The following is a 22,449-nucleotide window of genomic DNA, read 5'->3' on the forward strand; positions in this document are numbered from 1 at the left end:
ATTACCATTAAACTTTTATGAAAAAGCTTTCATTATTATTAATTTTTCCTGCAATGTTAGTTGCTCAGGAAAAAGCTACTGCACCAAAGCAGGAGGGCAAATACGACACTAACAAGTTCAGCCAGATGTACGATCTGCTGGCTACTCCCAATATGTTTCGTACAGCTTCAGGAGCACCTGGACCAGCTTATTACCAACAGCAGGCAGATTATAAAATTGATGTTGAATTAGACGATAAAAATTCAAAATTAACAGGTTCTGAAACGATTACCTATTCTAATAATTCTCCGGATACTTTAGAGTATTTATGGGTTCAGTTAGATCAAAATCAAGCAAGGGCAAATGGACAAACTTCTTTAGCAGAAGGCGAAAAAATCAATCAGGTTTTACCTCTTGACGGTTTTTCAACTAAATATCTGAAAAAAGATCTAGAACGTGGTTTTAATATTGAACAGGTAAAAGATGCAAAAGGAAATCCAATGTCTTATACCATCAATGAAACAATGATGCGTATTAATCTGGCTTCACCTTTAAAACCGGGAGAAAAAATCTCATTTTCTGTAAAATGGTGGTACAACATCAATAATTATAGAAAAGAAGGCGGACGTTCTGGTTATGAATTATTCGAAAAAGACGGAAATAAATTATATGTAATTGCTCAGTTCTATCCAAGAATGGCAGTTTACAATGATGTAGAAGGATGGCAGAATATGCAGTTCTGGGGAAGCGGTGAATTTGCTCTTCCTTTCGGAAACTTCGATGTAAATATTACCGTTCCTGCAGACCACGTAATTGATGCGACAGGAGAATTAACAAACAGAAGCGAAGTTTTTACGGCAGAACAGGTTAAACGTTACGAGCAGGCTCAAAAATCATTTGACAAACCAGTTGTAATTGTGACGCAGGCAGAAGCTGAAGCAGCTGAAAAAGGTTTCTCTGAAAAGAAAAAAACATGGAAATTCAGTGCAAAAAATGTTCGTGATTTTGGAATTGCTTCTTCAAGAAAATTCATTTACGATGCAATGGCTGTAAAAATTGGTAACAGAACTGTTATGGCAGAATCTGTTTATCCAAAAGAAGCAAACCCTCTTTGGGGAGAAACTTCTACGATGGTTGTAGCACATACTTTAAAAAGTTATTCTTCTCATACTTTTGATTATCCTTATCCAAAAGCAGTTTCAGTTTCTGCAGAAGATCAGGGAATGGAATATCCAATGATTTGCTGGAATTTTGGCCGTCCGGATGAAAATGGCGTAACGACGAAAGAGGTTAAAAACGGAATGATTGGTGTTGTTATTCATGAAGTGGGACATACATTCTTTCCAATGATTGTAAATTCTGATGAGCGTCAATGGACCTGGATGGACGAAGGATTAAATTCATTTTTAGAATATTTGGCAGAGCAGGAGTGGGATTCAACTTTCCCATCCAGACGTGGACCTGCAAAAAATATTGTTCCATATATGAGTGGGGATCAAAAGTTTTTAGAGCCAATTATGTCTAACTCTGAGACCATTCAGCAGTTTGGAAATAATGCTTACGGAAAACCGGCTACAGGACTTAATATTTTGAGAGAAGTAGTTATGGGCAAAGAATTGTTTGATTATGCATTTAAAACCTACGCAAACAGATGGAAATTTAAGCACCCGACTCCTGAAGATTTCTTTAGAACTATGGAAGATGCTTCTGCAGTAGATTTAGATTGGTTTTTCAGAGGATGGTTTTACTCAACTGATTTTGTAGATATCGGAATTAAAGATGTAAAACAATATTATGTTTCCGATACTCCAACTGCTGATATTAAAGACGTAAAAGTGAGAAAAGGCCGTTTCGGATTTGATAAAGGTCCTTTTGTTTACTTAGTTTCCGGTGATAATCCGGAAGTTAATTCTTCAAGCAAAAAAGCATTAAAATTAGAAGATGTAAAACCATTGGCGGCTTACGTTGATCAAACTTTTACTGCAGAGGAGAAAGCAAGTATCAAATCGCCTAAATACTTCTATGAAGTTGAATTTAATAAACCAGGAGGAATGATTATGCCTATTCTTGTTGAAATCACTTATGAAGATGGTACAAAAGATAATTATCAATATCCTGCGCAAATCTGGAGAAAAAACAATGATACCGCTAAGAAAGTTTATGCAGTTACAAAAGCAATCAAAAGCATTCAGATTGATCCAAAACTGCTTACAGCAGATATCGATGTAACAAATAATTCATGGCCAAAAGTTGAACAAAAATCAAAATTTGACTAATAACAAAAAAAAGACTCTGAAAAGAGTCTTTTTTTTTAAGTAAATTTTAAAACTGTGCGCTTCAAAATTTAATATCTTTGTGGCACAACAAAAATAAAAGATATGTTTGGTATAGGAGGAGGAGAATTAGTTTTCATACTGTTTATAGTACTAATGCTTTTTGGTTCAGACAAAGTGCCGGAAATTGCCCGTACAATGGGAAAAGCTATGGCTCAATTAAAAAACGCAACTAACGACATTAAAAGTGAAATTCAAAAAGGAGCAGAGACCAATGGTCTTGATGCAAAATCTTTGACTGATATAACAGGTAATATCAATGCTCAAATCAACGAAGCAAAATCTAATTTGATAGGTGACACTACGAATTTATCAGGTAATTTGTTAGGAGATACTGCGACAGAAATTGATCAGGTAAAAGAAGATATTGAATCACTTTCAGGACCTATAAAACGCCAAAGATAATATGCTTGAGAAAATAGAAGAATTAGATATCAATCTATTGGTGTATCTAAACGGTTTAGGATCTGAAACATACGATAAATTCTGGCTGATTATTACAAATCAGTTATACTGGACACCATTCTTTTTATTATTATTTTATCTTATTTATAAAAAAATAGGAATAAAGCAGACTTTATATTTATTGCTTTTTATTGCAGTTCTGATCGCTTTTACAGATCAAACCTGTAATTTGTTTAAACATACTTTTCAACGTTTACGCCCTTGCAATAATCCTGATCTTAGTTCAATAATAAGAATTGTTCAGGTTAGAAAATCATACAGCTTTTTCTCAGGACATGCTGCTAATACAATGGCTGTTGCTACCTTTTTATATTTGGTTTTAAAACAACATTTTAAATACTTCGGATGGTTGTTTTTATGGCCTTTAATTTTCGCTTACAGCCGTATTTATTTGGGATTACATTATCCGGGAGACATTCTTGCAGGATATTTCTTTGGAGCCGTTTTCGGATCGTTAATCTATTTACTTTACAGAAGATTAAAACCTCAATATTTCCCGGGATAAGTTTTTTTGGAATCTCTTAATGATTCATTAAAATTGTTTTTTCGCTCCACTCTAATCCTGGAGGAAGTCCTTGCCTGCTGAATTCAATATGAATTACTCTTCTTCTTTCATTATTTATAGTTTTGTTTGAAGCATGAAATAATAGAGGCTTCATGATCATAATTCCACCTTTGTCAACTTCGCAAACTGTTTCTTTCTCGTTTTCAAAATCAAGGTTTTCAATTCTTAAAATTCCTCTGGAATGAGAATTATTAATAACTTTTAAAGCCCCGTTTTCTTTTGTGGTCTTGTCAATATGAATTCTAATAGTAAAATTATCTTCTAAAATTTCTTTTGGAGGCTGCACTGCAAACTGATTTTGTTTTACGGTCCAGTTTTCAAAATTTTCAGCTTCAATTTTTTTATTTACCGAAATTGTTAAATCCTGATGATAAGCTACAAACCAATTTGATTTTTCAGGTTTGTCAAAATAAATTGACTTGGTAATAAAGTATCCTTTCCCGAAATTTGATTCAATAATTTTCTTTAAATTTTGATTAAAAATAATATTTAAAGTTTCAGGAACTTCTTTATGAAATTGTCTAATAGCAAATAAATCCTGAGATTGTCTAAAAGTATTATTATTAAGATTGTTTTTAGTTTTTTCGTCAATTAGAGAGATTATTTTTTCAATTTCATTTTTTGTAAAAACATCGTTTATAATTGAAAAGCCTTCTGTAGTAATTCCGGCACTTAATTTCATGTTTATTTTTTTGAATTGCCTTTAGTTAAGGCGTGAGATTATTGATTACAAAACTCTGCTCACTGTTAATCCGTCACGAATAGGTAATAAAACAGTTTCTACTCTCGGATCTTCTTTCAAAAGTCGATTATATTCTAAAAGTACTTTGGTACTTACGTCGTTAGGATGAACAGGTTCGAGAATTTTACCGCTCCATAAAACATTATCAGATAAAATAATTCCGCCCTTATTCATCTTCGGAACAATCATTTCCCAGTAATTCAGGTAATTTTCTTTATCTGCATCAATAAAAACCAAATCAAACTTTACATCAATAGTCGGAATAATATCAATTGCTTCGCCTAAATGCTGAAAAATTTGATTTCCCCAGGGAGAGGCATCAAAATATTTTCTTTGAAAATCGACTAATTCTTCTTTAATATCAATAGTGTGCAGCTGTCCGTTTTCCTGCATTCCTTCGCATAAACAAAGCGCAGCATAACCTGTATAAGTTCCAATTTCAAGAATATTTACCGGACGAATCAATTTAGAGAGCATGCTCAAAACGCGGCCTTGAAAATGTCCGCTCAACATTCGGGGTAAAAGTATTTTCTGGTAAGTTTCTTTATTTAATTTAGCTAATAATTCCGGTTCGTTTTCAGAATGCTGTTCGATATAATCTTCTAATTCCTGTGATATAAAATGCATCTTGTAGTTGTTCTAATTCAGGGCAAAAATACAAAAAATATCCGCTGTCTTTTTCGCATAAAAAAACCATTCGGTTAAGCGAATGGTTTTAGTTTTAATCTGAAAGTTTATTTTTTCAAAGCTTCATTTACATCTTTAGCTGTTTTTACAGTTCCGTCTTTAGCGGCTTTGGCTGCGTTTTCAACTTTTTGAGCGCCTTTTTTAGTAGCATCTTTTACATCAGCTGCCGTTTTCTTAGCTGCATTTTCAACATCAGCTGCCGTTTTTTTAGTGGCATCTTTTATATCATTAGCAGTATTTTCAGTAGCATCTTTTGCTTTTGCAGCAGCACTTTCGGCTTTGCTAACGGCGCTGTCTTTTACTTCTTCAATATCTGTTGTTAAGGAATCGACTTTGTTTCCAAGGGTCAGGTTTTCTTCTTCTGGCTTGGTTTCTTTTTTATCGCATGATTGAAATCCGAATGCCAGCATTGCCATAACAGCTAAACTTAAAAAATGTTTTTTCATAATAAAATGTCTTTTTAGGTTATAAAATTTAAAAGGTTATAAAGTGGAATAATAAAAATACAAATTTTAAAATTATGGCGCCTATTGTAAGATTATTTTTCATTTGAGTGCAAGACAATTCTTGTGCCAAACTTTTGAATTTTGAAAAGATGAAATAGATTTTTTTATTTGAAAGAATGCAGTTTATTGAGGTTGTGTTTTTTAGTTTTTATAAAGACTAAAATTGATTACAATGTCATCTTTAACTTTTATTAAGCCAGCCATTTTTACGGGCGGTTCGAGTTCTATATCAGAAAACTTTAAATTTAATGTTCCCTGAATTTTATCGTCGGTATTGTATAAAATAAAGTCTTTGTATTTTAGCGTTTTATCAGTAATGTAAAAATTCAGCCTGCATTTATAATTTTTTCCGTTTGGTTTAATATCTGTAATAGAAACCTTGCTGTTAGGAAATTGTTTGATTTTTACAGTTCCTTGTAAATCTTTAGTCATTATTTTATTCCCGCAGTCAAAGTTAGACATTTTGATCTCGGTATTAAACGTATTCTTTTTAACTGAATTTACATAAACAGTATCTTTTATTGTAAAAGTATTAGCGCAATTATACTTCCCAATAGTTGATGCTCCGGTAATTTCTATCTTTATTTTATTTATTGGCACAACGGTTTCTTCTGCAAAAAAAGTGGGTTTAGCACTTCCTAAGAAAAAGAAAATTACTAAACCCATACTTAATATTTGAAATCTGTTTAACATTTGTATCAGAATGAAATTACTGCTTCGAACATTAGTCCTTTAAAGCTTCCTCCAAAAAGATCGTTTGGTGTTGTGCCATTAAACTGAGCGAAGTTTTTATAGTTTTGATCAACATATTCTAGTTTTGCCAAAACATTTTTTGTCATAAACCATCCTGCAGCAGCTTCAAATCTGTTAATTTGAATATTCTGAGTATTGGCATTTGCTAATTTTCCATCCACTAAATTATATTTCCCACCGATGTAGAATCTTTCATTTTCTCCAAAACGATACACAAGATCACCTACATATTGATTTACTTTACGAGTGTCATCAGTTCCGGTATAATCGCCTCCGGAAGTAAATTCTAATGTTCCGAAAAATTCAAAACCTTTATATTTTATAAATGGATTAATCATGTATGATGTTGCCCAGTTGCCATATCCGGGATTGAATCTTCCTGTATCCTTATTTGCAGTTGGATCAAAATTATCAGCAACAGTTGTTTTTTGACCTGCTACAGGAGAAAGAATTGGATTTCCCGCAGCATCCAGAATATCATAACCTGAGTGAGACATTACACCATAAAAACGGCTTCCTGCTCTGTCAGAAGCATATAAATTTCCACTTGAGTTTGCTGTGTGATAGTAAGAACCTGTTAATCTAATTCTTAAGTCTTCATTAATTTGTTTGTCCCAGCCCAGTTTAGCAAGTATAGAAGGGCTTATAGTAGTATTATTATCCGGTTTGGCTGCTGTAGGAGATGATGCTGTAATTTCCTTAATGTTTTGATTCAGTTTTGAATTTGTAACACCAATCATACTCACAAATCCTGATCTGTTGTAATAAATTTCGGCTCCCATTTCAGTAATAAAGGCATCCATAATATTGTTTCCCACAAACGGATTCATAAATGCATTTCCATTATCTGATCTTCTAAAGTGTGCATCTCCATAGTTGTTTTCCATTTGTCCAATTTTAATGGTGGTATACTGCATGAAATCTTTTAGGAAATCTTTTTTAATGAAATCTAATTTGTCAATTTGTAGGTAACCACCTTTTACCCATGTTTCATTGTGGTGTCTTGAAGCTAAATACAAATCTAAATTCACGCGGACACCATCGTATAATTGAGCGCCAATGGTAAAGTTGGCATTTGGCAGATTAAAATTGTTTTCCAGATTATTTAATCTGTAAGCAGGTGCAGTTGGCAAGTTTTTTTGATCGTTGAACGAATTTAATGCCTGAAACTGAAGTGCAAATGCGGCACCCATATCTACACTTAATCCTTTATAAGCAACGGTATCTTTTTTTACATCAAATTGATTGATGCCTTTTTGTCCTCTTGAGATTTGGTTCTGAATATGTCCAAAGCTAACTTGTGCCTGAACAGCGAACGTACTTATTAAAGTAATAAATAGAATATAAATCTTCTTCATGGCGGTTATAAATTAAAGTTTAAATTGAATTTTATGGTTAAATCCTGTCCGGTTTTAATAGCTCCGAACATTGCAGTTGGCGATTTCATTCCAAAGTCAGCAAATGTAATTTTGTTTGATCCCTGAAGATTCAGCGCATCTTTTGTAACAGTTGTTTTTACAGTAGTTTTGAAGACTTTGCTAACTCCGGCGATTGTATAAGTACCGGTTAATTCCCAAGTCGTTTCATTTACTTTTTCGGCAGATTTTAAAACATATTTAATACTTTTATTTTTATCTGTTTTCAAAGTTTCATACGCTACTTTATCCATACTTTTTTTCTCGCTTTTTATACTTTCGGCCAAAAGGGTAACAGATAGTGATTCAATATCAGTCAGCTTTGAATTGGTGATTGTTAAATTAGCTGTTCCGGTTCCCGAACCTGATTTCATTTCCCAGTCATGGAGTGTTGAAGTGCCCGCTACAGAAAAAGTTGATTTGCCGTCAAGAGAATAGGATTTTTGTGCAGAAGCAAATGAAATAATTCCGAAAATTGCGATTACAACTGTAATCAATTTTATTTTATTAGTTTTCATCTTTTTGTCATGTTTAGATTGTTAAAAATAAGTTAATTGAATGGCCGTCTTTTATTAGTACTAAGAGTGTTGTTTTAACTTGTACCAAAGATCATCCTACAATTCAGTTAATTATATGATAAAAATCATTGTTAAAATTTTATTAAATTGATATTTAATAACTACAACGTTTTCATTTTGACAAAATCAAGCTTCCATCCAAAAAGAAATATATTAATTTGATAAATTGACCTAAACCAGTAAAAGTTTAAATTTAGATTGAATGGGGATTTTGTTATAAGAAGAAAATAAAAAAGGACTTAAAAAAGTCCCTTTAAAATATGATTGAATTATTTATCAGCCTAACGTTATATTAAAAATCACCGTTAAATCTTTTCCGGCCTTGACAACACCGAGTGCTGCTTTTGGAGGAGCCATTTCAAAATCACCAAAAGTAATTTGATTTGAACCCTGTAAAATAAATGTTCCGTTTACTGTAGTAATCTTTACCTGAGTCTGGTACTCTTTGCTGACACCTGCAATAGTGTAAACGCCTGTTAGATTCCACGTTGTGTCATCGATTTTAGAAGCAGATTTTAAAACGTACTCAATATTTTGATGTGTTTCTGTATCTAATGCCTCATAAGCCACTTTATCCATACTTTCTTTATGGCTTTTTAGGCTTTCTGCTAATAATGTAATGGTTAAACTGTTTATGGCTGCCAGTTTAGAATCTTTAACAGTTAAATTTGCGATGCCGGTTCCTTCTGTAGAACGCATTACCCAATCGTGAACTGTAGAAGTTCCCGCAACTTCAAAAATTGATTTAGTATCTACCAAAGTATATGTTCTTTGAGCGTTCACCTGAAGTGTTAGTGTTGTAAAAATAATTGTGACCAGAAAGGATTTAATTGTTTTCATTTTCAATTATGTAAGGTTATTTTAATTAGGAGAGTTCTGTAATGTGGTTATGAACCAGCCTTTTTCTTGAGTCAAAATTATCACCCTCAGAAAAGATATGAAATGATAAAAATCATAGCTTGTCTTTAATTAAATCATTATAGTAATGGTGTGAGGAAAATTGAATGAATTTTGATAAAACGTACTAAGCAATATTAAGAATGTATCTAAAAATTTAAAAAAAGGACAAAAGTGATTAACTTTGCAGCATGCAAATTGAGAAAAAAGACATAAGAGCCTTATCAAAAGATCAGTTACGAGATTTTTTTGTCGCAAATAATGACAAAGCTTTCCGTGGAAATCAAGTTTACGAATGGCTTTGGAGCAAGGGAGCACACAGTTTTGAGGATATGACGAATGTTGCGAAAACAACTCGTTCTATGCTCGAAGAACATTTTGTAATCAATCATATTAAGGTTGATACCATGCAGCGCAGTAATGACGGAACTGTAAAAAATGCTGTCCGCCTGCATGACGGATTAGTAGTAGAATCTGTTTTAATTCCAACAGATACCAGAACAACAGCTTGTGTTTCGAGTCAGGTTGGGTGCAGTTTAGATTGCAATTTTTGCGCAACAGCAAGATTAAAACGTATGAGAAACCTGGAGCCGGGAGAAATTTACGATCAGATTTTGGCAATCGATAAAGAAAGCCGTTTGTATTATAATCATCCGCTTTCGAATATTGTTTTTATGGGAATGGGAGAGCCTTTAATGAATTATAATAATGTCATTAAAGCAATTGATATGATCACTTCTCCGGAAGGTTTAGGGATGTCTCCAAAGCGTATTATGCTTTCGACATCAGGAATTCCGAAGATGATCAAAAAAATGGCCGATGACGATGTAAAGTTCAAACTGGCAGTTTCACTTCATTCGGCAATTGATGAAATCCGTGCTAAGATTATGCCTTTTAGTAAAAACTTTCCTTTGAAAGATTTACGAGAAGCATTAGAATATTGGTATAGAAAAACCAAAAGCAAAATTTCATACGAATATGTGGTTTGGAAAGGAATTAACGATGATAAAGCTTCGATTGATGCATTGGTGAAATTCTGTAAATATGTGCCGTGTAAAGTCAATTTAATTGAATACAACCCAATTGATGACGGCGAATTTCAACAAGCTTCAGAAGAATCTATTTTGGCTTATATAAAAGCATTAGAGAATATTGGAGTTGTTGTAAAAGTGCGTCGCAGCCGCGGAAAAGATATTGATGCAGCCTGCGGACAATTGGCAAACAAGGAAGCAGATGCAGTATAGTCCCTACGGGACAAAGGTGCGGATTATGCTATTTTTTGCTACCGATATTTAATCTCTCCGAGATATACTCCGTTAGGGGTTACAGATCGGTAGCTGCAGATATATCACTCTAAGATAAATATTCCGTTAAGAATATCTCATCGGTAGAAAAAAAATAATGACAATATAATTATGTTCGGGAGGAACATTTTATAGGTAAAAAAAAAAGCATTAAAAACGAGGGTGAACCTTGCTTTTAATGCTTTTTTTGTGGGCAAAAAAGGATCTTATTTTTTTAAATCAATTTCTTCTGTAACGCCGTCTTTGGTTACAGCAGCCAGAGTGTCGCAATCTCCATTGCCATAATCAATAGTAGCCGAAGCTCCATTTTTAGTTATTTCAACAACTCCTTTTACTGCAAATGATTTTCTGCAAGAAGCTTTAAATTCTAAAGGCGTTGTAATTTCTGCAGCGTAAGTATCTCCGTTTGGTAAAGTTGTGGTGCCGCTTCCGGTCACTACAAAAACATTGTCTTCCCAATTAAACCAGGTGTTATAACCAGCGGTCATTTCTTTTACTAAAGAACCTTTTCTGATATAAACCTTTCCGTCATCAAAAGTAATAGTGAGGTCAATTGCGGCTGTTAAAACCGGATGCGCTTCTGCCAGTAAATCAGTCGATTTTACAGTTCTGATGATACTTTTACTTCCCTGAATTTTTTTACCATTGTGATAAAATCCTTCAAAAGTATAACTGATAGTCTGTGTAGAAGCCGAAAAATCATTAGAAAACGAAACCACCATTTTTCCTTTTACCGTATTTCCGTTATCAAGCGTACAGCCGTCAACGCCAAAATCTATTGTTTTTGTAAAAGTATTATTCTTTAATACTGTTGTAATAACAGCACATTCAGGTAAAAAGTGTTTTATGTTTCCAGAAGGTTTGCTGTTAATGTTTACCTGAGAGATAAATTGGTCTTCAGCAATATTGGTAACATCTTCAATTGAGGCATCTATTTTAGAATTTGCAATTATTTCGTCGGTTGTAATTACTTTACTTGTTCCGTCGGTTGTGTTTTCATCAGAATTACAGCTTGTAAATAATGATAAAGCGATACAGGTTCCAATTAATAAAAATTTTGTTTTCATAATAAATAGTTTTTTGGTTTTACTTTTAATCAATGAATTTCAAATTAGTATTAGATTGAGGTGTTTTTGGATTGTTTTTTTTAAATTAGTACACATTTATAGATATACTAACATAAAATAGACAACGTTTTTTTATTTAAAATAGTATATTTGAATCCAAATGAACATTACTTCACAAATAAAGCAACCTATTATTACCGAGATGGAACTTTTTGAAAAAAAGTTTCATGAATCGATGACTTCTAAGGTTGCGCTGCTTAACAGAATTACCTATTATATTGTAAACAGAAAAGGAAAACAAATGCGTCCGATGTTTGTTTTCCTGACCGCAAAAATGGTTTCCGGCGGAATCGTAAATGAAAGAACGTATCGAGGCGCTTCGGTTATCGAATTAATTCATACCGCAACTTTGGTTCACGATGATGTCGTAGACGATAGTAATCGCCGCCGCGGATTCTTTTCTATAAATGCACTGTGGAAAAATAAAATAGCTGTTTTGGTTGGAGATTATTTACTTTCAAAAGGATTATTGTTGTCAATCGACAATGGCGATTTTGATTTACTCCGAATCATTTCTGTAGCCGTTCGCGAAATGAGCGAAGGTGAATTACTTCAAATAGAAAAAGCCCGCAGACTTGATATTACAGAAGATGTTTACTACGAAATTATCCGAAAAAAAACTGCAACACTTATTGCCGCTTGTTGTGCGCTTGGTGCAAAAGCCGTAATTGAAGATGATGTTCAGGTGGAAAACATGCGAAAGTTTGGCGAATTGATTGGAATGGCTTTTCAAATCAAAGATGATTTATTTGATTACAGCGAAGAAGCCATTGGAAAACCAACCGGAATAGATATCAAGGAACAAAAAATGACTTTGCCTTTAATTCACGTTTTAAATACCTGTACTCCGCAGGAAAAAAAGTGGCTGATAAACTCCATTAAAAACCACAACAAAGACAAAAAACGTGTAAAAGAAGTTATTGCCTTTGTAAAAGATAATAATGGTTTGGCTTACGCCGAAAACAAAATGGTGCAATTCCAGCAGGAAGCGCTTTCTTTACTTCAAAACTTCGAAGATTCTGAATATAAAGCTGCTTTGACTTTGATGGTTAATTACGTTATTGAGAGGAAGAAATAATTTTGTTAATTAGAAAATTAGAAAATACTTTTATTTAAAAATCATATTTTTCTGATTCAACCATTTTTGGTTCCTCAAGTTCTTTTTCATTAAAGAATTTTACATAGTTTTAGATTTTTCAAATTCATTTTCCCATTTCGGATATTTTAAATTCTGAATAATATTCTAATCGCATTTTTTTATGCCGATCTTCAATCGTATTATAATATTTTTTCATCCTTTCAGTCAATACTCTGTCGAATCCAGCCTTGTGGCATACCAAACACACGTTTTAATAAAGGGAAGATTTAATCCAATTTTGGAATTTGGGATTTAAAAAATTTAGATTTTTTTTAAAATTCCATGCAACCATTTCAAATCGAAAATCGTCTATGTTAATAGAAGTCTGTTTCTAAAACCAAAGACAAACCAAAACCGAAAGCTTATTAATGAAAATTATTCATTTACATCAAGAAGAAACCAAAATCATAAAGCTTGCTGTCGAAAATAATCGTCAGGCACAGCAGCAGATTTATGGCAAGTTTTCTTCAAAAATGTTAAGTGTCTGTCGACAATATATAAAAGACATTCAATTGGCAGAAGATGTAATGATTACAGCTTTTATGAAAGTGTTTACGAATCTGAAAAACTTTGAACACAAAGGAAGTTTTGAAGGCTGGATCCGCCGGATTATGGTCAACGAATGCATTTCGTATTTACGAGTTCAGAAAAAAGTAAAATTTGCCGAAGAGGAATTTTTTACAGAAGAAAGCTTTAATGAAATCGACAGCCAATTTACAGTAGAACAAATTCAGTTTTTAATTGATGGACTGCCTGATGGTTATAAAATGGTTTTCAATTTATACGCTATAGAAGGTTACAAACACAATGAAATTGCCAAGATGTTAGGAATTAATGAAGGAACATCGAAATCGCAATTATCGCACGCTAGAAAAATGCTGCAAACACAAATTATTATTCTAAAAAAACAAGATAATGGAACCGAATAATTTTGAAAAGGATTTCCGTGAAAAACTAAATCAACGCAAAATTGAGCCAAGCGAAAAAGCATGGGATCGATTAGACGCGATGTTGAGTGTTGCCGAAGAAACTAAAAAGCCAGCTAAAAACAGAAAATGGCTTTATATCGCCGCCAGTATTGTTGGGTTTTTGCTGGTTGGAACTTTCTTTTTTAACCAGAAGGAGAATTCGATCGAAACTTTTAAAACTGTTGTAATCGAAGAGAATATTAAAAAAGATTCTATTGCTAAACCAGTTTTGAATAAAATTGAATCCGTTCAAACTGAAACTGTAATTGCCGAAAAATCTCCAACAGAAACTCTAACACAAAAAGCAAATAAACAAGAAAATAACTTTAATCAAACACCAAATAAAACCATTAAAAATGAATCAAATCAAATAGCGGAGTCTTCAGTCATCATTAAAAACAATCAAGAAAAACAATCGAATGCAAATCCGGTCGCAGTTACCGAAAATCCTAAAAAAGAGAATACAGATCAATTACTAGAAACGGCAGAAAAAAACGTTTTAGCTCAAAGTTCAGTAAAAAAATCAAAAGTAAAAATCAATGCTTCTGATTTACTAAACCAAGTCGATGGCGAATTAGAACTTTCTTTTAGAGAAAAAGTAATCACAAAAGTCAACAAAAATTATCATGAAGTAAAGGTGGCTTTAGCAAATAGAAATAAGCAGGAATAGGGAATGAAGAATCAAGAATCAAGAATCAGGAATATAGATTTTCAGTTCCGGAGGAACGATCCATATTGTAGCGTCGGGTTTCAACCCGATGGAGTTGCAATAAATAAAGAATCAAGAATATAGATTTTCAGTTCCGGAGGAACGATCCATATTGTAGCGTCGGGTTTCAACCCGATGGAGATGCAATAAATAAAGAAAAAAGAATATAGATTTTCAGTTCAGGAGGAACTATCCATATTGTAGCGTCGGGTTTCAACGCGATAGAGATGCAATAAATAAAGAATAAAGAATATAGATTTTCAGTTCCGGAGGAACGATCCATATTGTAGCGTCGGGTTTCAACCCGATGGAATAAGAATTCAAAATTAATAATTAAAAAATCATCATCAATCTATCTAAATCAACATGAAAAATTTTACCATTTATCTCGTAATCCTGGTCTTTTTATTTGTAAGCAAAGTTTTGGGACAGGAAACCTTTGAATCCAGAGCAAAGCAAATTGCCAATAAAATCGAAAAGATTACCAAAGAAGAAAAGGAAACCCTGAAACAAGAAATTGAAGCAGTAAATGTTCAATTATCAGAAGGAAAAATCACGCAGGAACAAGCGGATAAACGCAAAAAAGAATTAGCAGAAGCCAGGGCCGTAATTATCGAAGAAAAAGTAACACTGGCACAAAACGAACTTAACGATTTGGTTCAGCAAAAAGTCGACGGAAAAATCAAAGAAGATTCTTCAAGAGTATATATGATTCGCTGGAAATCTTCAAAACGAGACAAAGATTCCATTCACGGCGAAAAGCGAACAACCTCACAATTTGTATTTGCAATGGGGTTAAATAATACCATGGTCGACGGAAAACTTCAGGATTCAAATTATCGTTTTATGGGTTCGCATTTTTACGAATGGGGTTTTACGTATAACTCAAGATTAATGAAAAACGATAATCTGCTTCATGCAAAATACGGGCTTTCCTTAATGTACAATAATATCCGTCCAACCGATAATAAAAGTTTTGTTGTAAATGGAGATCAGACTATTCTTGAAGAAAATCCTGTTCATTTAACAGAATCCCGTTTTAGAAATGTGTATTTAGCAGTTCCAGTTCATTTAGAATTTGATTTTACAAAAGCAGGCGAAAAAAACGGAAAGAAATATTTTAAAACACACAAAAGTTTTCGCTTTGGAGTTGGGGGTTATGTCGGCATTAACGTGAAATCAAAACAGATTTTAAAATTTGAAGAAGAAGATTTAAAATATAAAACTACGATAAAAGGCGATTATAATGTAAACAATTTTATCTACGGTTTGAGTTCTTATATTGGTTACAGAGAATTGAGTTTGTATTTTAAATATGATCTGAATCCTATATTTCAGGATAATTTGACTAAAGAAAATAATGTTTCATTAGGATTGCGTCTTGATTTAAATTGAGAATGAAGTTTGAGTTTAGTTAGTAGAAAAAGTACTTCGAAAGAGGTACTTTTTTTATTTTAAATATTAAAATTCAGAATGGATTTGTGTACTTTTACAGGCTCTAATTTTTAAAAAAACAATATCCGTTTTGATTTCACAAAGTACAATAGATGCCGTTTTTGAAACCGCTCGCGTTGAGGAGGTTATTGGCGATTTTGTTAATTTAAAGCGTGCCGGAAGCAATTACAAAGGATTGAGCCCATTTTCTGATGAGCGCTCGCCTTCGTTTATGGTTTCGCCGGCAAAAGGAATCTGGAAAGATTTTAGTTCAGGAAAAGGCGGTAATTCTGTTGCTTTTTTAATGGAACATTCTCATTTTACGTATCCCGAAGCCATTCGGTATTTAGCCAAAAAATATAATATTGAGATTGAAGAAACTGAGCAGACAGATGCAGAAAAAGCAATGACGGATGTTCGCGAAAGTATGTATTTGGTTTCAGAATTTGCTGCAAAGTATTTTCAGGATGTTTTGGTTAATTCAGAAGAAGGAAAAGCGATTGGTTTGTCTTATTTTAAAGAAAGAGGATTTACCAATGAAACCATCAAGAAATTTGGTTTAGGATATTCTCCTGAAACCTGGGATGCATTGACAAAAGAAGCACTCGGGAAAGGCTATAAATTAGAATTTCTGGAAAGTACAGGTTTAACGATTCCGAGAGACGATCGCCCTTTTGACCGTTTTAAAGGGCGTGTAATGTTTCCTATTCATAGTATGTCGGGGCGTGTTTTAGGTTTTGGAGGGCGTATTTTAACCAATGATAAAAAAGCCGCAAAATACCTGAACTCTCCTGAAAGTGATATTTACCATAAAAGTAAAGTCTTATACGGAATTTTTCAGGCCAAACAATCAATCGCAAAACAAAATAATTGTTATTTGGTTGAAGGTTATACAGATGTAATTCAGTTTAATCAGGCCGGAATAGAAAATGTTGTAGCGTCTTCAGGAACTGCTTTAACACCGGATCAAATTCGATTAGTCAATCGTCTGACAAAAAATATCACCGTACTTTTTGATGGAGATGCGGCAGGATTGCGGGCTTCAATTCGAGGAATCGATTTGATTCTGGAAGAAGGCATGAATGTCAGGGTTTGTTCTTTTCCTGACGGAGAAGATCCGGACAGTTTTGCGCGCAAAAATTCACATGATGCATTAGTTGCCTATTTAGAGGAAAATAGTAAAGACTTTATTCAGTTTAAAGCTTCTCTCCTGATGAATGAAGCTAAACATGATCCAATCAAAAAAGCAGATCTGATTCGGGATATGGTGACGAGTATTTCTAAAATACCAGACCGAATTCAGCGTGAAGTATACATTCAGGAATGTGCCAGAATTATGGAAATTTCTGAGCAGGTTTTGGTAAGTACGCTGGCGCAGTTAATTCAAAAAGATATTGCCGAAGCTAATAAAAAACAAAAGCAGGAGCAAAAACCTTTTGAAGTTGTCCGGAATCAAAACCCAAAAAATAATACCTATTCTGGAGGAGATCCCGAAGATCCAAGAACTGGACCGCCCGATGATTACCCTGGAGATATAGGATATCCGGCAGAACAGGCAGAAAAAGTAGATATTTTATACGGTTTTGAAAGAAAAATAATTGAGATTCTTCTTTTATACGGAAGTGTTGTCGAAAGTTTTGAAGATGTTTACCTAAAAGCTGACGAAGAGGGAGTTGTAAAAGAGGTTTCTGAAAAGAGACAATATAAAGTTTTTGAGAAAATTTATTTGAGTCTTCAGGAAGACGAAGTAGAACTATCAAATATGTTATTTAAGAATATATATGCCAACATTATTGATTTTTATAATCAAAATGAAGTTTTCAGCCTAGATAAATATCTCATGCACCTCCAGCCGGAATTTGCTCAGGAAGTGACTAATATTTTAATGGAAGATGAAAAAGTAACAATTCATAATTGGGAAGGACAGAATATTTTTCCAAAACATAAAAATGTAACGATTGAGCAAAATGTATCAGATACCATATTCTCAATGAGATGGTTTTTGGTTTCGAAAATCATTCATGATTTAAAAAACACACTAATTTCTGATCCGCAAGAGGATAACTCAGAAATATTGTCAATGGTTGTAGATTATTCTAAGCTGCTCAATAATTTTTCAAAAAAACTTGGAAGGGTAGTAGTGCCTTATCATGGCGGATAAAAATCAAAAAGCTCTATACTGATCAACAATATAGAGCTTTTTTTATGGTTGATGATCTTGCAGAAGCAGATCAATTGACCACCGAATTAAATAATTTCTAAAGTCTTAGCTTTGTTAACTAAGTCAACTAAATTAGTAACGTTTAATTTAGTTAATAATCTTAGTTTGTAAGTACTGATCGTTTTTTCGTTCAGATTTAAGATTTTAGAAATCTCATTGTTTTTCTTACCATCACTTAAATAACGTAAAACCTCGATTTCACGGTTAGAAAGTTTTCTGTACAAACGTTCGCTCTTGCTTTGTTTAGCAATAAGGGCCATGTTTTTGCGAACTGTTTCGTTGATGATAATTTTTCCTTCTTGTACTTTAATAATAGAAAGACCTAAAGTTTCAAGTTTTTCTGTTTTGTGTACATACCCGGATACACCTGCTTTAATAGCGTTTGGAGCATACATTTGCTCAGCCAGGTCACTGAAAATCACAATTTTTGTCTTTGGGAAATTTTTCAAGATTGATTTTACTTCGAAGATACTTGAAAGACCTTCTAATTCTAAGTCTAAGATTAGAATGTCGATTTCCTTCGTCTGAAGGATATCTCTAACCATTGAAAAATTGCCTACATTGGCAACAATTGAAATTTGATCGTGGTCTTTAAAATAAGACTTAACGCCAAAGTGAGTCACAGGATGATTGTCTGCAAGACATACTTTAATCATAATTTTACCTTTTTAGAATTGTTATCATGTTTTTGGAACTGTAAAATTAATAAATAAATTCTGTAATTAATTATTGACAAATGTTAAAAATTTTATTTTAACGTTTTTGGAATCAAACAAACAGGAATTGCATCCATTTTATGCTTGTTGCTGGTGTTTAATCTTTTATAAATTTCAAAGACAGATTTTTCTCTCCCGTTAAAGTCATCTGCCATTTTTCCTGACTCCGCGGCTAACATTGCCCATTCCAGTTCGTCGTAACTTGCGCCTAATTGATCCTCATCAGTTCTGTTATCACCAAAAAGACCATCAGTTGGAGTAGCTGTTAAAATTGAATTTGGAATGGCTAAAAATTCTCCTAAAGCATAAACATCAGACTTCATTAAGTCAGCAATTGGGCTTAGGTCAACTCCGCCATCTCCATATTTTGTATAGAAACCAACACCAAAATCTTCTACCTTATTCCCTGTCCCTGCTACTAAAAGCCCATGAATACCAGCTAAATAGTACAATGAAGTCATTCTTAAACGTGCTCTTGTGTTAGCTAACGATAAATTAACTTTTGTTGAATCTTTTGAAGTTGGCACAGACGACTTAAATGCTTCAAAAGTGTCAGTTAAATCTGTTTGTACACTTGAAACATTCGAAAAGCGTTTTTTTAGCTGTTCAATATGTTCTCTTCCTCTTGATACCTGATTTTCAGCTTGGTGAATTGGCATCTCGACGCATAAAACCTGTAAACCGGTTTGTGCACACAGCGTAGAGGTCACTGCAGAGTCAACTCCGCCTGAGATTCCGATTACAAAACCGTTTACTTTTGCATTAGCAGCATAATTTTTTAACCATTCAACAATATGTGTATTTACTTTTTCTGTTTGAATTGTGCTTTTTTTAGCCATAATAGTTCAAGTTTTAAGATGGAGGGATGTATATTTGCAGAATTATTTTTTCAAGTAAAAATGTACTCAAAATCCAGCAACACAAATCTAAATAAAATAAAATGAAAATGTATCGCTTTGTAGTGGTTCTGTGCTTGTTTTTTTTGTCTTGTGACCAAAAAACAAAGGTTGAAAAAGAAGTCGAAGAAATTCCGGTTGACATTAAGGTAGAGCGTTTTGATAAAGCCTTTTTTGAAACAAAACCTGAAGATCTTTTTAAAATAAAAAAACAATACTCTTACTTTTTTCCGGGAAATGATGATAACATCTGGCTTCAAAAAATGAAAGAACCTATCTGGAGAGAGGTTTATCAGGAAGTGCAGAAAAAGTACAGTAATTTTGAACCGGTACGTGAAGAATTCAATGAGCTTTTTAAACATGTAAAATATTATTTTCCAAAAACTAAAATACCTAAAGTAGTCACAGTAATTGGTGAAATGGATTATAATGCAAAAGCAATTTATGCTGACAGTCTTGTGGTTGTTGCTTTAGAATTATATTTGGGCAGAGACCATAAATTTTATGAGTTTCCCAATTATATAAAATACAATTTTGAAGAAAAACAAATTATGCCAGATGTGGTTTCCAGTTTTACTTATCGTAATATTCCGGCTTATCCTGATAAGAATTTAATTTCTCAAATGATTTTTGAAGGAAAACAATTGTATGCTAAAGATCTGCTTCTGCCAAATTATACAGATGCAGAAAAAATGGGTTATACCCCCGAACAAATAAAATGGTGCGAGGAAAACGAAAACTATATGTGGCGTTATTTTCTGGAAAACGAAATGTTATATAGTGTAGATCCTAAATTAACAACACGATTTATAGTGCCTGCCCCGTTTTCTAAGTTTTATTTAGAAATAGACAACGACTCTCCGGGAAGAGTTGGAGCCTGGATTGGCTGGCAGATTGTTCGTTCGTATATGAAGAACAACAATGTTTCACTGTCAGAATTATTAAAAGTTAACGCAAAAGAAATTTTCGAAAAGTCAAAATATAAACCTAAGAAATAATGTCAAATACAATAAAATCAGAAATTAAATTCAACGTCGAATTAGACGAAAACCGTGTTCCGGAAAAATTAACATGGAGTGCGCAGGATGGCGGTGTTCTTGCTGAAGAAGCAAAAGCTATAATGTTATCAATTTGGGACAGTAAGGCACAGGAAACGATGCGTATCGATTTATGGACAAAAGATATGCCGGTAGATGAAATGAAAATTTTCTTTCACCAGACTTTGGTTGCTATGGCGGATACTTTTAAACGTGCAACAGATGATGAGAAGATGTCAGACACAATGAAAGATTTCTGTGATTACTTTGCAGAAAAACTGGACCTGACGAAATAATAAAATTCCAATATTTTAAATCCCAAATTCCAATTATAACTTGGAATTTGGGATTTTTTTAATTCTGTATTTTAAGTATAAAGTTTTTGATTTGAATTTTACAATTGGAATTTCATTTTAAAACTCAGAGTTGTTTTTAAAAACCTCCTGATTTACTTCATCGATATAAGACAAAAGTTCTTCTTTTCCGATTGATTCAGTTGATGAGGTGACGAAATACCGTGGCATTTCAGACCAATTGTTTGCAAACATCTGTTTGCGATATGCGGCAATATGAGAATCAATTTTTACTTTGCTAATTTTATCTGCTTTTGTAAAAATGATGCAAAACGGAATTTCGCTTTCTCCCATGTAAGACATAAACTCGATGTCAATTTTTTGGGCTTCGTGGCGAATATCAATTAAAACAAAAGCGCAGACCAGCTGTTCTCTGTTTTCAAAATAGTCTGTAATAAACTGCTGAAAAATTGATTTTGTTTTTTTTGAAACTTTAGCATATCCATAACCTGGTAAATCGACCAGAAACCAATTACTATTGATTTTAAAGTGATTTATTAATTGTGTTTTTCCGGGTTTTCCAGATGTTTTTGCTAAATTTTTATGATTGGTAATCATATTTATCAATGATGATTTACCAACATTTGATCTGCCTATAAATGCGTATTCCGGAAGAAAATCTTTCGGGCATTTTGATGCATCAGAATTACTGACAATAAATTCGGCGGTATTAATTTTCATGTATTTTGGTTTTAAAACCTCCTTTAAATCGAAAGTTAGATGCTATAATTTCTTTTCGGTGAGCCATTTTTCAAGAATTTCATTAAATTCCTGAGGATGTTCCATCATAGCAGCGTGTCCACATTTGTCAATCCAATACAAGGTTGAATTAGGCAATAAATTATTAAATTCCTCAGCAACATTTGGCGGCGTTACAGAATCATTTTTACCCCAGATAATGCATGTTTCGACAGTCATTTTTGGTAAATCCTTAGCCATATTGTGACGAATTGCGCTTTTGGCAATCGTTAAAGTTTTGATCAGTTTGATACGGTCATTAGCGGTTGCATATACTTCATCAATAAGTTCGGGAGTAGCAATTTTTGGGTCGTAAAATACATCTTCTGCTTTCTTTTTGATGTATTCGTAATCACCTCTTCGCGGGTAGCTGTCTCCCATTGCACTTTCGTAAAGACCAGAACTTCCGGTAATTACAAGTCCGGCTACTTTTTCAGGGTATAATTTTGTATGGTACAGGGCAATGTGTCCTCCCAAAGAGTTTCCTAATAAAATAACCTTGTCAAATCCTTTAAAAGTTATAAAGTCCTTAACGTATTTTGCAAAACTTTTTACGTTAGTTTTTAAAATGCTTTGTGTATAGATTGGCAAATCCGGGATAACGACTTTATAACCTTTTGTCGGAAAATATTCCGCTACACCATCAAAGTTACTAAGGCCTCCCATTAACCCGTGTAAAATTACAATAGGGGTTCCTTCTCCAGCTTCAAAATAGCTGTATTTGCCTTCTTTTTTGTAGTTTTTGTCCATCTAGTTTAATGCCAATTTCAATTTCGACAAATATAGGGTTTAATAAATAAAAATGAATTTTTGTCGCGATTTTTTAACTACATAATTTTAGTAGAACATATAAGTGTTTAAATATCAGCTTTTAATAAGGTTTTTGTG

23 protein-coding genes are annotated in these 22,449 nt (G+C 33.3%); 11 read left to right on the forward strand and 12 right to left on the reverse strand.

All coding sequences use genetic code 11. The annotated features are described in order from the left end of the window. The first annotated feature begins 17 nt into the window (after positions 1-17). From ASE21_RS16150 to ASE21_RS16160, 3 genes are all read left to right on the forward strand, one after another. A complete protein-coding gene (locus ASE21_RS16150; RefSeq protein WP_057123729.1) occupies positions 18-2,255 on the forward strand; it encodes a M1 family metallopeptidase in 2,238 nt (745 codons plus the stop codon). A gap of 102 nt (positions 2,256-2,357) precedes the next feature. After that, complete coding sequence (locus tag ASE21_RS16155) at positions 2,358-2,717, forward strand: twin-arginine translocase TatA/TatE family subunit (protein ID WP_057123730.1); 360 nt, start codon at positions 2,358-2,360, stop codon at positions 2,715-2,717. Between the two features lies 1 nt (position 2,718). Continuing rightward, complete coding sequence (locus tag ASE21_RS16160) at positions 2,719-3,282, forward strand: phosphatase PAP2 family protein (protein ID WP_057123731.1); 564 nt, start codon at positions 2,719-2,721, stop codon at positions 3,280-3,282. Between the two features lie 16 nt (positions 3,283-3,298). On the opposite strand, the gene ASE21_RS16165 is transcribed toward ASE21_RS16160, so the two are convergent. From ASE21_RS16165 to ASE21_RS16195, 7 genes are all read right to left on the reverse strand, one after another. Further along, complete coding sequence (locus tag ASE21_RS16165) at positions 3,299-4,024, reverse strand: phytanoyl-CoA dioxygenase family protein (RefSeq protein ID WP_057123732.1); 726 nt, start codon at positions 4,022-4,024, stop codon at positions 3,299-3,301. 45 nt (positions 4,025-4,069) lie between these two features. Further along, positions 4,070-4,711, reverse strand: a complete 642-nt coding sequence (locus ASE21_RS16170; RefSeq protein ID WP_057123733.1) for an O-methyltransferase — start codon at positions 4,709-4,711, stop codon at positions 4,070-4,072. A gap of 107 nt (positions 4,712-4,818) precedes the next feature. After that, on the reverse strand, positions 4,819-5,217 hold the full coding sequence (locus ASE21_RS16175; protein ID WP_057123734.1) for a hypothetical protein: 399 nt from the start codon (positions 5,215-5,217) through the stop codon (positions 4,819-4,821). A gap of 201 nt (positions 5,218-5,418) precedes the next feature. Then, complete coding sequence (locus ASE21_RS16180; RefSeq protein ID WP_242410289.1) at positions 5,419-5,943, reverse strand: hypothetical protein; 525 nt, start codon at positions 5,941-5,943, stop codon at positions 5,419-5,421. Between the two features lie 32 nt (positions 5,944-5,975). Beyond that, positions 5,976-7,388 carry a hypothetical protein gene (locus ASE21_RS16185; RefSeq protein ID WP_057123736.1) on the reverse strand — a complete coding sequence of 471 codons (1,413 nt, stop codon included), beginning with the start codon at positions 7,386-7,388 and terminating at the stop codon, positions 5,976-5,978. A 5-nt stretch (positions 7,389-7,393) separates the two neighbouring features. Continuing rightward, the gene (locus ASE21_RS16190) at positions 7,394-7,963 is read right to left on the reverse strand and encodes a YceI family protein (protein WP_057123737.1); all 570 of its coding nucleotides are present in this window, start codon (positions 7,961-7,963) and stop codon (positions 7,394-7,396) included. Positions 7,964-8,299: 336 nt separating this feature from the next. After that, a complete protein-coding gene (locus ASE21_RS16195; protein ID WP_057123738.1) occupies positions 8,300-8,863 on the reverse strand; it encodes a YceI family protein in 564 nt (187 codons plus the stop codon). Positions 8,864-9,111: 248 nt separating this feature from the next. Here ASE21_RS16195 and rlmN point away from each other — a divergent pair, with 248 nt between their 5' ends. Next, the gene (gene rlmN / locus ASE21_RS16200) at positions 9,112-10,164 is read left to right on the forward strand and encodes a 23S rRNA (adenine(2503)-C(2))-methyltransferase RlmN (RefSeq protein WP_057123739.1); all 1,053 of its coding nucleotides are present in this window, start codon (positions 9,112-9,114) and stop codon (positions 10,162-10,164) included. 266 nt (positions 10,165-10,430) lie between these two features. On the opposite strand, the gene ASE21_RS16205 is transcribed toward rlmN, so the two are convergent. Next, positions 10,431-11,291 carry a hypothetical protein gene (locus tag ASE21_RS16205; RefSeq protein ID WP_057123979.1) on the reverse strand — a complete coding sequence of 287 codons (861 nt, stop codon included), beginning with the start codon at positions 11,289-11,291 and terminating at the stop codon, positions 10,431-10,433. A gap of 160 nt (positions 11,292-11,451) precedes the next feature. On the opposite strand from ASE21_RS16205, the gene ASE21_RS16210 reads away from it, so the two are divergent. From ASE21_RS16210 to dnaG, 5 genes are all read left to right on the forward strand, one after another. After that, positions 11,452-12,429 carry a polyprenyl synthetase family protein gene (locus ASE21_RS16210; RefSeq protein ID WP_057123740.1) on the forward strand — a complete coding sequence of 326 codons (978 nt, stop codon included), beginning with the start codon at positions 11,452-11,454 and terminating at the stop codon, positions 12,427-12,429. Positions 12,430-12,857: 428 nt separating this feature from the next. Then, positions 12,858-13,418, forward strand: coding sequence for an RNA polymerase sigma factor (locus ASE21_RS16215; protein WP_057123741.1), 561 nt, complete (start codon positions 12,858-12,860; stop codon positions 13,416-13,418). Next, the gene (locus ASE21_RS16220; RefSeq protein ID WP_057123742.1) at positions 13,405-14,127 is read left to right on the forward strand and encodes a hypothetical protein; all 723 of its coding nucleotides are present in this window, start codon (positions 13,405-13,407) and stop codon (positions 14,125-14,127) included. Before ASE21_RS16215 ends, ASE21_RS16220 begins: the two co-directional genes overlap by 14 nt. 405 nt (positions 14,128-14,532) lie before the next feature. Next, entirely contained in the window at positions 14,533-15,561 is a 1,029-nt protein-coding gene (locus ASE21_RS16225; protein ID WP_057123743.1) for a hypothetical protein, read from the forward strand. A 130-nt stretch (positions 15,562-15,691) separates the two neighbouring features. Next, positions 15,692-17,761 (forward strand): DNA primase, encoded by a 2,070-nt coding sequence (dnaG, locus tag ASE21_RS16230; protein WP_057123744.1) that lies wholly within the window; start codon positions 15,692-15,694, stop codon positions 17,759-17,761. Between the two features lie 86 nt (positions 17,762-17,847). Here the strand turns inward: dnaG and ASE21_RS16235 are convergent, their stop codons facing one another. Both ASE21_RS16235 and nadE read right to left on the reverse strand, forming a co-directional pair. Beyond that, on the reverse strand, positions 17,848-18,477 hold the full coding sequence (locus ASE21_RS16235; RefSeq protein WP_057123745.1) for a response regulator transcription factor: 630 nt from the start codon (positions 18,475-18,477) through the stop codon (positions 17,848-17,850). Positions 18,478-18,569: 92 nt separating this feature from the next. Then, on the reverse strand, positions 18,570-19,376 hold the full coding sequence (gene nadE / locus ASE21_RS16240) for an NAD(+) synthase (RefSeq protein WP_057123746.1): 807 nt from the start codon (positions 19,374-19,376) through the stop codon (positions 18,570-18,572). A 101-nt stretch (positions 19,377-19,477) separates the two neighbouring features. Here nadE and gldB point away from each other — a divergent pair, with 101 nt between their 5' ends. Further along, on the forward strand, positions 19,478-20,431 hold the full coding sequence (gene gldB / locus ASE21_RS16245) for a gliding motility lipoprotein GldB (protein WP_057123747.1): 954 nt from the start codon (positions 19,478-19,480) through the stop codon (positions 20,429-20,431). After that, on the forward strand, positions 20,431-20,766 hold the full coding sequence (gene gldC / locus ASE21_RS16250) for a gliding motility protein GldC (RefSeq protein ID WP_057123748.1): 336 nt from the start codon (positions 20,431-20,433) through the stop codon (positions 20,764-20,766). Before gldB ends, gldC begins: the two co-directional genes overlap by 1 nt. A gap of 117 nt (positions 20,767-20,883) precedes the next feature. Here the strand turns inward: gldC and yihA are convergent, their stop codons facing one another. Beyond that, positions 20,884-21,504 (reverse strand): ribosome biogenesis GTP-binding protein YihA/YsxC, encoded by a 621-nt coding sequence (gene yihA / locus ASE21_RS16255; protein ID WP_057123749.1) that lies wholly within the window; start codon positions 21,502-21,504, stop codon positions 20,884-20,886. A 42-nt stretch (positions 21,505-21,546) separates the two neighbouring features. Continuing rightward, positions 21,547-22,311: an alpha/beta fold hydrolase gene (locus ASE21_RS16260; RefSeq protein ID WP_057123750.1), complete on the reverse strand. Its 765-nt coding sequence runs from the start codon at positions 22,309-22,311 to the stop codon at positions 21,547-21,549. Positions 22,312-22,449: the final 138 nt, after the last annotated feature.

It is taken from the genome of Flavobacterium sp. Root901, from assembly GCF_001429765.1.
Taxonomy (GTDB): Bacteria; Bacteroidota; Bacteroidia; order Flavobacteriales; family Flavobacteriaceae; genus Flavobacterium.

What these genes read in the sequence shown, in the direction of transcription:
- ASE21_RS16220 (WP_057123742.1), top strand. Translation starts at nt 13,405, where the DNA reads ATGGAACCGAATAATTTTGAAAAGGATTTCCGTGAAAAACTAAATCAA.
- ASE21_RS16150 (WP_057123729.1), top strand. Translation starts at nt 18, where the DNA reads ATGAAAAAGCTTTCATTATTATTAATTTTTCCTGCAATGTTAGTTGCT.
- ASE21_RS16215 (WP_057123741.1), top strand. Translation starts at nt 12,858, where the DNA reads ATGAAAATTATTCATTTACATCAAGAAGAAACCAAAATCATAAAGCTT.
- ASE21_RS16260 (WP_057123750.1), bottom strand. Translation starts at nt 22,311, where the DNA reads ATGGACAAAAACTACAAAAAAGAAGGCAAATACAGCTATTTTGAAGCT.
- yihA (WP_057123749.1), bottom strand. Translation starts at nt 21,504, where the DNA reads ATGAAAATTAATACCGCCGAATTTATTGTCAGTAATTCTGATGCATCA.
- ASE21_RS16210 (WP_057123740.1), top strand. Translation starts at nt 11,452, where the DNA reads ATGAACATTACTTCACAAATAAAGCAACCTATTATTACCGAGATGGAA.
- ASE21_RS16175 (WP_057123734.1), bottom strand. Translation starts at nt 5,217, where the DNA reads ATGAAAAAACATTTTTTAAGTTTAGCTGTTATGGCAATGCTGGCATTC.
- ASE21_RS16190 (WP_057123737.1), bottom strand. Translation starts at nt 7,963, where the DNA reads ATGAAAACTAATAAAATAAAATTGATTACAGTTGTAATCGCAATTTTC.
- ASE21_RS16205 (WP_057123979.1), bottom strand. Translation starts at nt 11,291, where the DNA reads ATGAAAACAAAATTTTTATTAATTGGAACCTGTATCGCTTTATCATTA.
- nadE (WP_057123746.1), bottom strand. Translation starts at nt 19,376, where the DNA reads ATGGCTAAAAAAAGCACAATTCAAACAGAAAAAGTAAATACACATATT.
- ASE21_RS16180 (WP_242410289.1), bottom strand. Translation starts at nt 5,943, where the DNA reads ATGGGTTTAGTAATTTTCTTTTTCTTAGGAAGTGCTAAACCCACTTTT.
- gldC (WP_057123748.1), top strand. Translation starts at nt 20,431, where the DNA reads ATGTCAAATACAATAAAATCAGAAATTAAATTCAACGTCGAATTAGAC.
- ASE21_RS16160 (WP_057123731.1), top strand. Translation starts at nt 2,719, where the DNA reads ATGCTTGAGAAAATAGAAGAATTAGATATCAATCTATTGGTGTATCTA.
- ASE21_RS16185 (WP_057123736.1), bottom strand. Translation starts at nt 7,388, where the DNA reads ATGAAGAAGATTTATATTCTATTTATTACTTTAATAAGTACGTTCGCT.
- ASE21_RS16235 (WP_057123745.1), bottom strand. Translation starts at nt 18,477, where the DNA reads ATGATTAAAGTATGTCTTGCAGACAATCATCCTGTGACTCACTTTGGC.
- ASE21_RS16195 (WP_057123738.1), bottom strand. Translation starts at nt 8,863, where the DNA reads ATGAAAACAATTAAATCCTTTCTGGTCACAATTATTTTTACAACACTA.
- ASE21_RS16170 (WP_057123733.1), bottom strand. Translation starts at nt 4,711, where the DNA reads ATGCATTTTATATCACAGGAATTAGAAGATTATATCGAACAGCATTCT.
- ASE21_RS16165 (WP_057123732.1), bottom strand. Translation starts at nt 4,024, where the DNA reads ATGAAATTAAGTGCCGGAATTACTACAGAAGGCTTTTCAATTATAAAC.
- rlmN (WP_057123739.1), top strand. Translation starts at nt 9,112, where the DNA reads ATGCAAATTGAGAAAAAAGACATAAGAGCCTTATCAAAAGATCAGTTA.
- gldB (WP_057123747.1), top strand. Translation starts at nt 19,478, where the DNA reads ATGAAAATGTATCGCTTTGTAGTGGTTCTGTGCTTGTTTTTTTTGTCT.
- ASE21_RS16225 (WP_057123743.1), top strand. Translation starts at nt 14,533, where the DNA reads ATGAAAAATTTTACCATTTATCTCGTAATCCTGGTCTTTTTATTTGTA.
- ASE21_RS16155 (WP_057123730.1), top strand. Translation starts at nt 2,358, where the DNA reads ATGTTTGGTATAGGAGGAGGAGAATTAGTTTTCATACTGTTTATAGTA.